The sequence below is a fragment of the Bradyrhizobium sp. T-12 genome (assembly GCF_058314695.1).
In genome coordinates this window covers 2,951,105-2,963,895 of record NZ_CM177756.1, presented here as the reverse complement: position 1 = coordinate 2,963,895, position 12,791 = coordinate 2,951,105, and the positions used below count along the sequence as shown (strand labels likewise).

Sequence of the window (12,791 nt, the reverse complement as noted above, 5' to 3'; positions counted from 1 at the left end):
CGAAAGGGGCGCTCTGAACCACGTGGGTTCAGTGGGGAAGTCTGTACATGTTCAGCGCATTCAGTAGCATCGATTATCGCTCCATTCGGGCCAACACGCCTGCCGAAACGGCCGTCAAGCGACTGAATGGAATCGGCGAAGTTCTATCTGACCTCGATATCTCGGCGATCCACACGCAGGACGACATGACCCGCGCACTCTGGACGCTCGATACCGCCGACAAGTGCATCCGCATGATCCTCGCCGAGTTCCGCACGGCGCCCGCCAAGGAGCAGGTCGCGCGCAAGGCCAAGAGCCTGGTCGATCTGATCGAGCTCGCTCGCGACGAAATCTCGAACTATCGCGACGACGGCAGGGTCTTGAGCCGAACGCACGGGTTCGGCGTCAGCGCTTGATTCTTGCAAGTATCCGGTCTGCCTCGGTCCGCCAATCCGCGCTGCGGGCGAACTCCTCGGTTCCCCTGGCCCCGAACAGCCCTTCATCGGCGAGATCGGCCACCCACGCCTGCCGCTCAGCCGTGCCCTGCGCGGACCATGGTGTCAGGCCCGCCTCGCGCACGGTCTCGGCGACCTCCCGCACCTCCTCGGCACGGCGGCGGCCGTGCTCGATCACGCGCTGAAAGAAATAGGCGCCCTGCTTCTCCCAATTGATGGCGGGAAACGTCTCCGCGAGCGAGGCCAGCACGGCATCCTCGACGCCATAGGCGCGCGCGGTGGTGAAGCTTTCAATGACCATGGCCTCGAGGCCCTTGATCATGATGCTGCGGCACATCTTCACGGCTGAGGACACGCCGAGCTTGTCGCTGGCGACCTTCGCCGCAAAACCGATCGCATTCAGCAGCGGCTCCAGCTCCTTCGCGCCGGGCCCGCCGAGCAGCAGCGGCACCTTGATGCGATAAGGCGGCACCGAGGTCATCACCGCGCCCTCGACATAGCGACCACCCCCGCCATCGATCAGGTCCGCCGCGCGCTGCTTGGCACCGGGAGAGGCTGAATTGAAATCGAGGAACCAGGTGCCCTGGTTGAGCGCGGCGGCGCAGGCCTTTGCCACCGGCACAGCCTGACTGGCGGTGACGGCGGAGATGATGAAGTCGCATTTCGCCGTCAGTTCGGCGTGCGAAGTCGCGAGCGTCACGCCGAATTTCGTCGCATGCTCTTTCAGCGGTGCACCCTGCTCGCCTCCGAGCTTGATGTCGTAGGCGGAGACCTTGATGTCCTGCTGGCGCAGATCCTCGGCCAGGATCCGGCCGACCTCGCCATATCCGACCAGCCCGATCTGCCAGCGCTTCGGATCCGCCATCAGTTCAATCCTCCTGTCGTCGCGTCGTACAGCTCCTCGACCGCATAACGGCGCGGGATCAGCGCCTGCTGGAAGGCGTAGTCGACGATCAGCTCGAGCGGCTTCCTGTTGGCCGCGATCCCGAATGGAAGGAGATCGGGTGCTGCCGCAGGCCTCATCTGCTCCTTGTTGCGCTTGAGCAGATCATAGACATCAGCGACCACATCGGGGCGCGATTTCGCGAGCTGCTCGGTCACGACGACGAGATGATTGACCGGCACGACGCCGCGCCGGGCGTACCATCTGGCGGCTTCCGCGGCCGGATCAGGGAAGAGAGACTTGAGCTTGGGGTTATCAGAGGTTTCGCCGAGCACGGCATCGAGCTCGCCATCGAGCAGCATCTGCAGGATCTTCTTGTCCTTCGGGGCGCGCTCGGTGGTGTCGACATATTCGGCGACATGCGGATCCTCGAAGGTTACCCAATTGATCCTGTCGAGGTTGACGCCATAGTCGTTGGCGAGGATGCCCCTGATCCAGGCGCCGGTCGTGGTCGTGAACGAGCGGATGCCGACGCGCTTGCCTTCGAGGTCGGATGGGCCGAACGGTCCCCGTGCGGGATTGTAGAGCGCATAGGAGTGCTGGAAGCGGCCGAGCATGGTCGCCGGCAGCAGCACCAGCGGCTTGCCATGCGCCTTCGCCATCAGATAGGTGACGATCGCCATCTCGCAGACATCAAACGCCTGCTCGCGCACCATCGGCTTGAATGCCGTGTTGGTCGGCGCGTAGTCGATGAAGTCGAGATCGAAGAGGCCGGAGCGGAGCTCGCCGCTCTTGACCGCCTGGACATGGGGGTGACTGCCGAGCACGGCCTTCAGCTTGAGACGATCCATCCGCCCGCTCCGCTAACCTTCAGACATCCTCGGGATTGTCGACATAGACGAGACCCGCCTTCGCCAGCGCCTCGCGCATGTTGTACATGTCGAGGCCGAGCTCGCCGGAGCCGAGCCGCTTGCGCTTGCCGCCCTCGTCCGCGTTACGCTTCTTCGCCTTCTCGGCGACCTCGGCGGCATAGCGATTCGGCACCACGACGACGCCATCGTCATCGGCGACGACGATGTCGCCGGGATCGACGTTGACGCCGGCGCAGACAACGGGGACGTTGACCGAGCCGAGCGTGGCCTTGACCGTGCCCTTGGCCGAGATCGCGCGCGACCACACCGGAAACTTCATCTCTTGCAGCGCTTTGACGTCACGGCAGCCGGCATCGATGATCAAGCCTTGCGCGCCGCGCGCCTGCAGCGAGGTCGCCAGCAGCTCGCCGAACATGCCGTCGGTATTGTCGGTGGTGCAGCCGACGACGAGGATGTCGCCCTTCCTGCACTGCTCGACCGCGACATGGATCATCCAATTGTCGCCAGGCTGCGCCAGCACGGTGACGGCGGGACCGGCAATCGCAGCGCCCGGCCAGACGGGCCGCAAATAGGGCTTCATCAGACCGATGCGGCCATAGGCCTCGTGCACGGTCGAGACGCCGTATTCGGCCATGCCGGCGGGATCGGCACGCTTGATGTTGCGAACGACGATCGGCTTCATGCCAGCTCCTCCGCAACCGTCGGGAACAGGCGCTGATAGGCCTCACCATAAGTCATGGGCACGCCGGTGTTGCGGCTGCCCTGGATGCCGCGGTTGAGCGCGACGCGCTCGTAATAGCCCCAGAGGTGCTTTTGCGCGGCGAGGATCTGGAACGCTTCGTATTTCTCCTTCCAGACCTCGTCGATCTTGAGGATCGTGTCCGGCTTGTAGTTGCATTGCTCCGGCTGGTGCGGCTCGAACAGAAACACCGGCGGCGCGGAGTATTTGTATTGCGCGCCGGGCTTGTGGCCCATCGCCTGCGCGACTACACGCGTCTCCTGCGCGAAATGCGCCGCATTGGGATGATCGAAATTATAGGGATCTTCCAGCGCGTGCGTCAGCACGAAGCTGGGGTTGAGCTCGCGGTAGATGTCGACCATGCGGTCGAAATGCGCTTCCGTGAGCTTCAGCGGATAGTCGCCGCAGTCGAAGAACTCGATCTCGGCGCCCAAAAGCCTGGCCGCCCGCTCCGCCTCGTCCTTGCGGCCGGCCTTGACCGATTCCAGCGTCGCGCCCTTCTCCTTCCAGGCGAACTGGCTCTCGCCGCGTTCGCCGAAGGACATGCAGACGATCTTCATGCGATAGCCCTTCTTCGCATGCAGCGCGATGGCGCCGCCGGCGCGCCAGACGAAATCGCCGGGATGGGCGGTGACCACGAGACCTGTCTTCATGGGACGAACTCCCCTATTTCATTCGTAAGCATCATAGGCTCCCTGCTTCATGCGGGGAGCAAGTTCCTCAAGCTGCGACGGCCGCCTGTTCCTCACCGTCGAGCACGCGCCTCAGGCGCTCGACATCGAGCGCGCCCTCCCATTTGGCAATCGCGATGGTCGCAACCGCGTTCCCGATCAGATTGGTCGGGGTCAGCCCTTGCGACATCAGGCGATGGATGCCGAGCACCAGCGCGACGCTCGTGACGGGAATCGTGCCGGTGGCCGACAGGGTCGCCGCCAGCACGACGAAGGCCGCCCCGGCGATTCCCGCTGCGCCCTTGGAGGTCACCAGCAGGATCAGCAGCAACTCGATCTGCTCGGCGAGCCCGAATGGCGTGTTGGTCGCCTGCGCCAGGAACACCGAGGCCGCGGCGAGGTAAAGACACGTGCCGTCGAGATTGAAGGAATAGCCGGTCGGGATCACCAGCCCGACCACGCTCTTCTCGCAGCCGGCTTTCTCCAGCTTGATCAGCATCCGCGGCAACACCGTCTCGGACGAGGTCGTGGCGACGCAGATCAGCAGTTCCTCCCAGATATAGCGGATCAGCTTGAGCAGCGAAAAGCCGCAGAGCCGCGCGACGGGGCCGAGCGCCACGACGATGAACACCAGGCACGTCAGATAGAAGCCGCCCAGGAGCTTTCCGAGCGAGGCGAGCGAGCCGACGCCGAACTTGCCGACCGTGAACGCAATGGCGCCGAACGCGCCGATCGGCGCGGCCCACATCACGAAGCCGACCACCGCGAACACCATCTTGGCGGCGACGTCGATCAGATGAACCAGCGGCGCGCCGCGCTCGCCGAGCTGCACCAGTGCAAAGCCGCACAGCACGGAAATGAACAGAACCTGCAGAATGTTGCCCTCGGCGAAGGCGCCGATGAAGGTCGCAGGCACGATGTTCATCAGGAACGGCACGAAGCCGATCGCACCGGTCCGCTTGACATAAGGCTCGATCGCGCTGGCATTGATGCTGGCAGGATCGATGTTCATGCCGACGCCGGGCTTGAGCAGATTGACCGCGATGAGGCCGATGATCAGCGCAATCGTGGTCATGATCTCGAAATAGACGATCGCCTTGACCGCGACGCGCCCGACGCGCGCCATGTCGGCCATATGGGCGATGCCGTGCACGACGGTGCAGAAGATGATCGGCGCGATCAGCATCCGGATCGCCTTGATGAAGGCATCGCCCAGCGGCTGCATCTTGGCGCCAGCCTCGGGGCTGACGATCCCAAGCGCGATGCCGGCCACCATGGCGATGAGCACCTGGATCCAGAGCTCCTTCCACCAGGCGCGGCGGCGCGGCTTGTCGATCGAGAGCGCCGTCATCGGTCGAACTCGAACAGGCGCGCAGGATTGTCGACGAGAATCTTCTGCTGAAGCTCCGGCTCCGGTGCGAACAGCGGAATGAGATCGACGAGGTCGCCGTCATTCGGCATCGCCTTGACGTTGGGGTGCGGCCAGTCCGTGCCCCAGATAATGCGGTCCGGCGCGGTCTCGACGATTTTTCGCGCAAAAGGCACCGCGTCGGTGAATGGCGGACCGGCCGACGACACCCGTTCCGAGCCGCAGATCTTGACCCAGCATTTCTCGTCGCGCCGCATCAGCTCGATCAGGATCTTGAACGGAAGCTGGTCGAGCCCTTCGGAGGCCTTCACCCGGCCCATGTGGTCGATGGTGTAACTCAGCGGCAGCTTTGTCAGCATGTCGGCATAGTCAGGCAGGTCGATCGCATCGAAATGCAGGTCGATGTGCCAGCCGAGCGGGGTGACCATCGCGACGATGCGGTCGAACGCGCGCTTGTCGGGAACACCGCCGAGATGCCGGACGAAATTGAACCGGCAGCCGCGGAAGCCGCCCTCGTGCAGCACGCGAAGCCCGCTTTCGGTGATGGTGTCGTCGATATTGGCGACCGCGCGGTAGGCGCCGTTGCTCTGCGCGATGGCATCGAGCGCGACCGTGTTGTCGGTGCCGTGCACGCTGGCGTTGACGATGACCGCGCGCTCGACACCAAGCTTGGCGTGCAATGCCCTGAAATCCTCGAGCGGCGCATCCGGCGGTGTGTAGGAACGGTCGGGCGCGTAGGGGTATTTCGCGCCGGGTCCGAAGATGTGACAATGCGCGTCGCAAGACAGCTTCGGCAGCTTGAACTTCGGCGTGCGCGTGTTCGGATCGGGCGGCGGAATGGTCGGCGTGTACATCATTTTCATCAGCTGAATTTGAACAGGCGCGCGGGATTGTCGACCAGCAGCTTGTGCTGGATCTTTGCGTCGGGCGCGTAGAGCGGGATCAGGTCGACGAGCTCGCCGTCATTCGGCATGACCTTGACGTTGGGATGCGGCCAATCCGTGCCCCAGAACACACGGTCGGGCGCATTGTCGATCAGCGCCTTCGCGAACGGCACGGCGTCGTGGAACGGCTTGCCGGCGCTCGAGGCCCGTTCGAGGCCGGTGATCTTCACCCAGCACTTCTCGTCCTTCTTCTGAAGGTCGAGCAGCGCCGTGAAGCCGGGATCGTCGAGCCCCTTCGCGGCCTGCACCGTGCCCATGTGGTCGATCACGTAGGGCGTCGGCAGCGCGGTCAGGATCGGCGCAAATTCGGCGATCGTGCCCGGCTCGAAATAGACGTCGATATGCCAGCCGAGCTCGGCGACACGGTGCACGATGCGCTGGAACTTGTTCATGTCGCCGACGCCGCCGAGGCGCTTGAGGAAAGCGAAGCGGCAACCGCAGATGCCGGCCTTGTCGAGCGCCGCCAGCTCCTTCTCGCTCATCTCGTCATTGACGTTGGCGATGCCCTTATAGGCGCCCTCGCTCTGGGCGATGGCATCGGTGACGACGCGATTGTCGGTGCCGTGCACGGTCGCATTCACGATGACGCAGCGCTCGACGCCGATTGTCTCATGCACGCTGCGGAACGCTTCCAGCGGCGCATCGGCCGTGTTGTAGGGGCGCTTCTCCGCGAAGGGATAACGGGACGCCGGGCCGAAGATGTGGGTGTGGCTATCGCAGGATTTCGCCGGCAGCTTGAATGACGGAATCTTGGGATTTGGATCCGGTGGCGTGATCGTCAGCATGACTTTCGGCTCCACGCCTTGCGCGCGCGCTTCGTTCGCGAGCGCGGCGCCTGCCAAGCCGGTCAAAAGATGCAAGCACTCCCGCCTGTTCATGTCTCCAACACCCCGTCACATCGTCCGCTTGCGAGCGGAAGCGCTACGCGCCTCCCCTCGGTGGCTTCTTTCAGGTCTTGCTGCTGACGACCGGCCGGCGCCGTGCCGGCGCGGCCTGATCGAGCGGCGGCGCCTGGAACGAGGCAACCGTCGCCTGCACCAGTTGCTCGATCGCCCCTGCGGGATCGCCGCCGTCGGCCTCGCCGCGCGACAGGCGCGAAACGCGGTCCGGCGTCACCAGTGAATAATAGAGCGCGCCGAGCAGGAAGTGGCTGCGCCAGACGATGTCGGTGCGCGGGATGTGCGGCAGGCTCTCGTGGATCGCATCGATGAAGGCGTGGCTGGTGTCGTCAAATGTCTGCGCGATGATCTTTCGCGCGACCTCGTTGCCTTCCGCAGACATCACAGCGCGCAGCCGCGTGAAGCGCGCCCCGCCGCCGGCGAGATCGCTGCCCGAGGTGAAGGCCGGCACCACATAGGCGCGCACGATCGCTTCGAGCCGGTCCTGGAGATCGCGCACACGCCTCGCCGCCGCGAGCAACTCCGAACGGCGCAGGTTCATCGGCCCGCAATGGCGCCGATAGATCTCCAGCAGCAGGCCGTCCTTGGTCTTGAAATGATAGGTCACGCTGCCGGGATTGGCTCCGGCGGCCTGGGCGATGTCGCGCACCGAGACGGCATTGAAGCCGTTGGTGGCGAAGAGCTCCTCGGCCGCGGCGAGGATTGCCTCGCGCATATTCGGCTTCCGGGCCGTTTCCTTGCTGGTGGGCTTGCGTACCATGTGATTTGTACTATCGTACAAAAGATCAGGTCTCGTCAACAAAAACCACGGGCAGCGTGCGATCGTGCGCGAATGCCCTTAGGAGTGCTGGGAAATGCTGGGTTTGAACAAGAAGATCGGCCGTCTGATGCTCGGTGCCGGTTTGCTGCTCGCGAGCAGCGCCGCGCAGGCAGACAATTATCCGAGCAAGCCGGTCCACATCCTGGTGCCTTACGCGGCCGGCGGCGCGGTCGACGTGCTCGCGCGCACGCTCGCCCAGGCGCTGGCCAAGACCTGGGGCCAGCAGCCGGTGGTCGACAATCGGCCCGGCGCCGGCGCCATCGTCGCCTCGCAGGCGCTGACGCAGGCCGCGCCCGACGGCTACACGCTGATCCTGGTGGCGAGCGGCCATCCGCTCAACCAGTTCATCTATCCGAGCGTGCCTTACGACACCTTCAAGGACTTTACGGCCATCACGGAAGTCGCCTCCTCGCCGCTCGCGATCGTCGTGGCCAAGGACAGTCCCTACAAGACGCTCGGCGATCTGCTCGCTGCGGCGAAGAAAGAGCCGGACAAGCTCTCCTACGGCATGTCCGGCAACGGCACTTCGGCTCATCTCGCCGGCGAGCTGCTCAAGCACATGTCCGGCACCAAGATCGTCGCGATTCCCTACAAGGGCGGCGCGCCGGCGCTCACGGCCGTGATCGCCGGCGAGATCCCGCTCAGCATCAACCCGCTCGCCGAAGCGATCGGCCAGCTCGAAGGCGGCCCGGTGCGGGCGCTCGCCGTGACCTCGGCCGAACGCTCCAAGGCGCTGCCCAACGTGCCGACCGTCGCGGAATCCGGCATCCCCGGCTATGACGTCTCGGTCTGGTGGGGCGTTCTCGGTCCGGCCAAGATGCCGCCCGAGATCGTCGCGAAGCTCGAGACCGATCTCAAGGCTGCGCTGCAGGATGCAAACGTCCTGTCGACGCTCGGCAAGATCGGCGCGACTCCGGTCGGCTCCTCCGCCAAGGAGTTCGACGCCTATATGCACGCCGAGGCGACCAAATGGGAGCCGGTGCTGAAGGCTGCCAACATCCGCGCGCAGTGAGGCTGCGCGCGACTGAAATATGCATCAGCGAACTTTAATTCCGTTGCTGCAAATCAACGCAACAACATGGACAAAGCGTCATTTGTGTTTTGCACGGCTCTGCGCGAGCACGGTCCTGAGAACACCGAGGACGACGAATGAGCAAACCATTATTGTTGCGACTGCATCGCTGGATCACTCTGGTCTTTGCTCTTCCCCTGTTCGCGATCATCGTCACCGGCCTCATCCTGTCCATCGAGCCGCTCGTGCAAACGAGTGGCATTGGCGGTCCCGCGATCGACGCCGGCCGTGTCGTCGAGCTGGTGAAGCGGTATGACCCCGACGGCAAGGCGCGCGGACTCTCGATCAATGCAGCCAGCCGGCGGATGACCCTGCAGGGCACGAGCGTGCCCGCAATCGATCTTGCAACCGGCGAAGCCGCCGCGGCGGGTTCAACCCTGTCGAATGTCTTCCTCTGGGCGCGGTTCACGCATGAACGTCTCATGGGGCAGGCCTGGCTGGTGACGGCATCCACGCTGGCGATGGTGATCATCCTGCTGCTCGGTATCGTCATGGGACTGCCGCGGCTGCGCAACACGCTCTCGGGATGGCACAAGGCAACCGCCTGGTTCACGCTGCCGCTGATCCTGCTCAGCCCGCTGACCGGCCTTTGCATGGCGTTCGGTCTGACTTTTCAGACTTCACCTGCGCCCGCCGCGGCTGGCCGCCCGCTCGCCCTGCCAGATGCGATACGCATGGTCGCAGGCTCGCACGAGCTGTCGCACGTGATCTCGATCCGCATCCGCGGGGGCAGCATGATGGCGAGACTGTATGATGGCGGAGAGCTGCGCGCCTACGCCGTCACATCGTCTGAGGTCACACCGCTGCCGCGCAACTGGCCGCGCCTGATCCATGAAGGAAACTGGTCGGCCCTGATCGCCTCGCCGCTCAATGTCGTGACGTCAATCGCGCTGTTGACGCTGCTGTCGACCGGCCTCCTGATCTGGGCGCGACGGACATTGCGCAAGCGGCGACCGCGCGCGCAGGGGCCGGCCGACGCGGCCGTGGTCGGCGCCGGCTGATCGGGCGGAGGGTCAATTGCGCGCGCTCGCCCGCATTCTCTGCGGTGCGACGCGCTGGAGGAGATCGCCATCGTCGTTGGCCGACGGGATCAGGATCGCGCGATCGCGCGGCAGCGCCTCCGGCATCTCGTCGCGGATGAATGCGATCAACTTCTCCCGCATCTCGCAGCGCAGGTCCCAGGATTGCGGCGCGTTCCGCGCGCTGACCAGCGCCCGCAGCTCGATGGTGCGCGAGTCCGCGTCGATCACCTGGAGATTGACCACCGCCCCGTCCCAGAGCTTGGACTGCTTCACCGCATCCTCCAGCCAGCGCCGGATGCGCGGAACGTCGGCGCGATAATCGACATGGAGCGCGATCACGCCGATCAGGGACGCGGTGTCGCGGGTCCAGTTCTGGAACGGTTTTTCGATGAAATGAGACAGCGGCACCACCATGCGGCGCCAGTCCCACAGCCGGATCACGACATAGGTCGAGGCGATGTCCTCGACCCAGCCCCACTCGTTCTCGATGATCACCGCATCCTCGATGCGGATCGGCTGGGTGATCGCGATCTGCAAGCCGGCGATCAGATTGCTCAAGAGCGGCCGCGCGGCAAGACCGACGATGATACCGGCGGCACCGGCCGATGCGAACAGGCTGACGCCGTATTGCCTTACGGAGTCAAACGTCATCAGCGCGGTGGACACAGTGATGACGACGATGATGGTGTCGGTGACGCGCTTGAACACGCGGACCTGCGTGACGTGCTTGCGCGCGACGAAATTCTCAGTGACATCGCGAAAATTCTGCAGGTAGCGCGCCGCGCTCATATCGACGACCCTGATCGAGATCCAGCCGATCAGGGCGATGACGGCGACGACGAACAGCCGCATCAAGGGCGTACGGATGTTGTCGTCGAGCGGCGCAAGCGGCAGAACCAATGCAACGGCGGCCAGGCATAGCGCCAGCTGGGCCGGACCGGACGTGCGTTCGATGAACACGCCGAGAAGCGGAAGGCGGGTGCCAAAGGCGCGGTTCAGCAGCCATGTGGCGATCCGGTACAACGACAGCGCAAGGAGCATCGCTCCCACAACGAGACCGAGGCCGATGAACCACGACGGTATCCAGCCGAACATCCTGTCGATGTCGGCCATGAGAGCCTGCCAATTCATTGCTGTCCCCGTCCTTGTATTCGCGTAGCCGGCTCAACGCATCGCGGCCGGCTTCGCTCCCCCGCCCTGTGCAACGCAGCATTCCCCAGGTGCAAGCGTTGCCGAACTGGGCTAATTTGCGGCACCCATGACTCGACGTAGCGGCAGCGCCGATCTTCCCTTGCACACCGGACGGGTTCCACCCTGGCTGGCGAGCCGCATGGCTTCGCTCGGGTCGATCGTCACGCAGGCCATCGTGCATCATTACGGTCGTGATGCATTTCTGCAGCGGTTGTCCCATCCGTTCTGGTTCCAGTCGTTCGGCGCCGTGATGGGAATGGACTGGCACTCCTCGGGGATCACGACCTCGGTGATCGGCGCGTTGAAGCGCGGGCTGGGGCCGCTTCAGGACGAGCTCGGGATTTATGTCTGCGGCGGCCGCGGCCAGCATTCGCGCAAGACACCGGACGAGCTGATGCAGCTCGGCGAGCGCGTCGGATTCGATGGCGCGAAGCTGACCCGCGCCAGCCGCCTGGTGGCGAAGGTCGACAGCGCGGCCGTGCAGGACGGCTTCGACCTCTATCTCCACGGCTTCTTCGTCACCGCCGACGGCAAATGGACCGTGGTGCAGCAGGGCATGAACGGCGACAAGCGCCAGGCTCGCCGCTATCACTGGCATTCCGAGGCGCTCAAGAGCTTCGTCGATACGCCGCATAGCGCGATCGACGGGCCGCAACAGGGCGAGATCGTCAATCTCACCGACCATCGCGCCGACGTCTCGCGTAGCGCGCAGCTCGATCTCTTGGGGGATCTCGGCCCCGATCGCATCGTCTCCGAATTCGAACGGCTGGCCGGGACCGCGCCCGAGCCGGCGCAGGCCATGCTGCCGCATCTGATCATGCCCGCGCATCACGATGTCAGGCCCAAGGACGTGTTCGCGCGCCGCCTGCACGGCACGCTCGCCGCAGCAGCCGAGCGCGGCCCGGTCGACTTCCCGGAATTGCTGCTGACGCCCGGCGTCGGCGCGCGCACCGTTCGCTCACTCGCGATGGTCGCGGAGGTCGTGCACGGCGCGCCCTATCGCTTCAAGGACCCCGCGCGCTTCTCGCTCGCCCATGGCGGCAAGGACCGGCATCCCTATCCCGTCCCGATCAAGGTCTATGACGAGACCATTCGCGTGTTGAAGGACGCGATCCAGAACGCCAAGCTCGGACGCGACGAGGAAATGCAGGCGATGAAACGGCTCGACGATCAGGCACGGCGCCTGGAGCGGTCCGCGCACGGACCATCCGTTGAGGCCTACATCGCCGGCGAGCGCGCGGCTTCGCCCGATCTCGACGGCCGCTCCGTGTTCGGCTGGGAGCGCGATCTCGCGCCGACAAAAAAGCGGACCGGCTGAACATCGGTCCGCGAGTTGGTCGGGGAGGAACGCTCTCAGGTCTCGTCAGCCTCCGGCTTCCCGTCGAGCCGGTTGGCTGAATGATCCTGATATTGTTCGGTCTGGATCGTCTTGCCGTCCATGCCGCGGATGTCCGAATGCTGCTTCTTGTCGCGGTTGGACAGGACCATGTTGTCGCCGATCATCTCCTTGGGGATTTCGGTCATGCCGCCGGTGCCGTCGCCCTTGCCATGCATGCCGGATCTGAAATGCGTCTTGCTGCCGTGCCCAGATGGCATCGGTCTCTCCTCTTGCCGTGATCCTCGTTAAGGCTTCCGTTGCGGGCCTCGCATCGGATTCACTCTTTATCTGCCGCCGCCCTTGCCCGCCTCGTCGTGCGCGTGATGCGAGTCCTGCTCGCCTCCGCCACCCGAGACGCGGCTATGGCTGCGCTGCGCATTGTCAGCCGGCGGCTTCTTGACCTCCAGCGGCGCCTTCGCGTTCTCGTGCGAAGCACCGGGGCCACCCTGGCGAATGCTGCTTGGTGTCTTGGTGGATGTCGACATGGAATGTCGCCT

The 12,791-nt window shown here is 64.7% G+C and carries 15 protein-coding genes; 4 read left to right on the top strand and 11 right to left on the bottom strand.

Translation table 11 applies throughout. The annotated features are described in order from the left end of the window. The first annotated feature begins 47 nt into the window (after positions 1 to 47). The gene (locus AC0WRY_RS13865; RefSeq protein ID WP_194407514.1) at positions 48 to 395 is read left to right on the top strand and encodes a hypothetical protein; all 348 of its coding nucleotides are present in this window, start codon (positions 48 to 50) and stop codon (positions 393 to 395) included. Here AC0WRY_RS13865 and AC0WRY_RS13860 read toward each other — a convergent pair. The 8 genes from AC0WRY_RS13860 to AC0WRY_RS13825 form a co-directional block, all read right to left on the bottom strand. Next, positions 385 to 1,302, bottom strand: coding sequence for a DUF1932 domain-containing protein (locus tag AC0WRY_RS13860; protein ID WP_194408256.1), 918 nt, complete (start codon positions 1,300 to 1,302; stop codon positions 385 to 387). The genes AC0WRY_RS13865 and AC0WRY_RS13860 overlap by 11 nt on opposite strands. After that, complete coding sequence (locus AC0WRY_RS13855; protein WP_491123244.1) at positions 1,299 to 2,168, bottom strand: substrate-binding domain-containing protein; 870 nt, start codon at positions 2,166 to 2,168, stop codon at positions 1,299 to 1,301. The genes AC0WRY_RS13860 and AC0WRY_RS13855 overlap by 4 nt, the downstream gene beginning before the upstream one ends. A gap of 19 nt (positions 2,169 to 2,187) precedes the next feature. Further along, positions 2,188 to 2,871, bottom strand: coding sequence for a 4-carboxy-4-hydroxy-2-oxoadipate aldolase/oxaloacetate decarboxylase (locus AC0WRY_RS13850; protein WP_491123243.1), 684 nt, complete (start codon positions 2,869 to 2,871; stop codon positions 2,188 to 2,190). Continuing rightward, positions 2,868 to 3,581 (bottom strand): PIG-L deacetylase family protein, encoded by a 714-nt coding sequence (locus AC0WRY_RS13845; protein WP_194407511.1) that lies wholly within the window; start codon positions 3,579 to 3,581, stop codon positions 2,868 to 2,870. Before AC0WRY_RS13845 ends, AC0WRY_RS13850 begins: the two co-directional genes overlap by 4 nt. A gap of 67 nt (positions 3,582 to 3,648) precedes the next feature. Continuing rightward, positions 3,649 to 4,950: a C4-dicarboxylate transporter DctA gene (dctA, locus tag AC0WRY_RS13840; RefSeq protein ID WP_491123242.1), complete on the bottom strand. Its 1,302-nt coding sequence runs from the start codon at positions 4,948 to 4,950 to the stop codon at positions 3,649 to 3,651. After that, complete coding sequence (locus AC0WRY_RS13835) at positions 4,947 to 5,831, bottom strand: amidohydrolase family protein (protein WP_491123241.1); 885 nt, start codon at positions 5,829 to 5,831, stop codon at positions 4,947 to 4,949. The genes dctA and AC0WRY_RS13835 overlap by 4 nt, the downstream gene beginning before the upstream one ends. Then, on the bottom strand, positions 5,831 to 6,790 hold the full coding sequence (locus tag AC0WRY_RS13830; RefSeq protein WP_491123240.1) for an amidohydrolase family protein: 960 nt from the start codon (positions 6,788 to 6,790) through the stop codon (positions 5,831 to 5,833). Before AC0WRY_RS13830 ends, AC0WRY_RS13835 begins: the two co-directional genes overlap by 1 nt. Positions 6,791 to 6,860: 70 nt before the next feature. After that, the gene (locus AC0WRY_RS13825; RefSeq protein ID WP_194407507.1) at positions 6,861 to 7,571 is read right to left on the bottom strand and encodes a TetR/AcrR family transcriptional regulator; all 711 of its coding nucleotides are present in this window, start codon (positions 7,569 to 7,571) and stop codon (positions 6,861 to 6,863) included. Between the two features lie 94 nt (positions 7,572 to 7,665). On the opposite strand from AC0WRY_RS13825, the gene AC0WRY_RS13820 reads away from it, so the two are divergent. Then, positions 7,666 to 8,643 (top strand): tripartite tricarboxylate transporter substrate binding protein, encoded by a 978-nt coding sequence (locus AC0WRY_RS13820; RefSeq protein ID WP_491123239.1) that lies wholly within the window; start codon positions 7,666 to 7,668, stop codon positions 8,641 to 8,643. A 137-nt stretch (positions 8,644 to 8,780) separates the two neighbouring features. Further along, a complete protein-coding gene (locus tag AC0WRY_RS13815) occupies positions 8,781 to 9,704 on the top strand; it encodes a PepSY domain-containing protein (protein WP_491123238.1) in 924 nt (307 codons plus the stop codon). Positions 9,705 to 9,716: 12 nt separating this feature from the next. Here AC0WRY_RS13815 and AC0WRY_RS13810 read toward each other — a convergent pair whose 3' ends face one another. Then, complete coding sequence (locus AC0WRY_RS13810; RefSeq protein ID WP_194407505.1) at positions 9,717 to 10,856, bottom strand: mechanosensitive ion channel family protein; 1,140 nt, start codon at positions 10,854 to 10,856, stop codon at positions 9,717 to 9,719. Between the two features lie 127 nt (positions 10,857 to 10,983). Here AC0WRY_RS13810 and AC0WRY_RS13805 point away from each other — a divergent pair, with 127 nt between their 5' ends. Then, entirely contained in the window at positions 10,984 to 12,234 is a 1,251-nt protein-coding gene (locus tag AC0WRY_RS13805; RefSeq protein WP_194407504.1) for a DUF763 domain-containing protein, read from the top strand. Between the two features lie 35 nt (positions 12,235 to 12,269). On the opposite strand, the gene AC0WRY_RS13800 is transcribed toward AC0WRY_RS13805, so the two are convergent. Both AC0WRY_RS13800 and AC0WRY_RS13795 read right to left on the bottom strand, forming a co-directional pair. Further along, a complete protein-coding gene (locus tag AC0WRY_RS13800) occupies positions 12,270 to 12,512 on the bottom strand; it encodes a hypothetical protein (RefSeq protein WP_194407503.1) in 243 nt (80 codons plus the stop codon). A gap of 66 nt (positions 12,513 to 12,578) precedes the next feature. After that, positions 12,579 to 12,779, bottom strand: a complete 201-nt coding sequence (locus AC0WRY_RS13795) for a hypothetical protein (protein ID WP_194407502.1) — start codon at positions 12,777 to 12,779, stop codon at positions 12,579 to 12,581. Positions 12,780 to 12,791 lie beyond the last annotated feature (12 nt).

Bases quoted from the DNA above. Each gene is read 5' to 3' on its own strand.
- AC0WRY_RS13855 (WP_491123244.1), bottom strand. From the start codon at position 2,168: ATGGATCGTCTCAAGCTGAAGGCCGTGCTCGGCAGTCACCCCCATGTC.
- AC0WRY_RS13800 (WP_194407503.1), bottom strand. From the start codon at position 12,512: ATGCCATCTGGGCACGGCAGCAAGACGCATTTCAGATCCGGCATGCAT.
- AC0WRY_RS13835 (WP_491123241.1), bottom strand. From the start codon at position 5,831: ATGAAAATGATGTACACGCCGACCATTCCGCCGCCCGATCCGAACACG.
- AC0WRY_RS13815 (WP_491123238.1), top strand. From the start codon at position 8,781: ATGAGCAAACCATTATTGTTGCGACTGCATCGCTGGATCACTCTGGTC.
- AC0WRY_RS13825 (WP_194407507.1), bottom strand. From the start codon at position 7,571: ATGGTACGCAAGCCCACCAGCAAGGAAACGGCCCGGAAGCCGAATATG.
- AC0WRY_RS13830 (WP_491123240.1), bottom strand. From the start codon at position 6,790: ATGAACAGGCGGGAGTGCTTGCATCTTTTGACCGGCTTGGCAGGCGCC.
- dctA (WP_491123242.1), bottom strand. From the start codon at position 4,950: ATGACGGCGCTCTCGATCGACAAGCCGCGCCGCCGCGCCTGGTGGAAG.
- AC0WRY_RS13810 (WP_194407505.1), bottom strand. From the start codon at position 10,856: ATGAATTGGCAGGCTCTCATGGCCGACATCGACAGGATGTTCGGCTGG.
- AC0WRY_RS13805 (WP_194407504.1), top strand. From the start codon at position 10,984: ATGACTCGACGTAGCGGCAGCGCCGATCTTCCCTTGCACACCGGACGG.
- AC0WRY_RS13820 (WP_491123239.1), top strand. From the start codon at position 7,666: ATGCTGGGTTTGAACAAGAAGATCGGCCGTCTGATGCTCGGTGCCGGT.
- AC0WRY_RS13795 (WP_194407502.1), bottom strand. From the start codon at position 12,779: ATGTCGACATCCACCAAGACACCAAGCAGCATTCGCCAGGGTGGCCCC.
- AC0WRY_RS13850 (WP_491123243.1), bottom strand. From the start codon at position 2,871: ATGAAGCCGATCGTCGTTCGCAACATCAAGCGTGCCGATCCCGCCGGC.
- AC0WRY_RS13845 (WP_194407511.1), bottom strand. From the start codon at position 3,581: ATGAAGACAGGTCTCGTGGTCACCGCCCATCCCGGCGATTTCGTCTGG.
- AC0WRY_RS13865 (WP_194407514.1), top strand. From the start codon at position 48: ATGTTCAGCGCATTCAGTAGCATCGATTATCGCTCCATTCGGGCCAAC.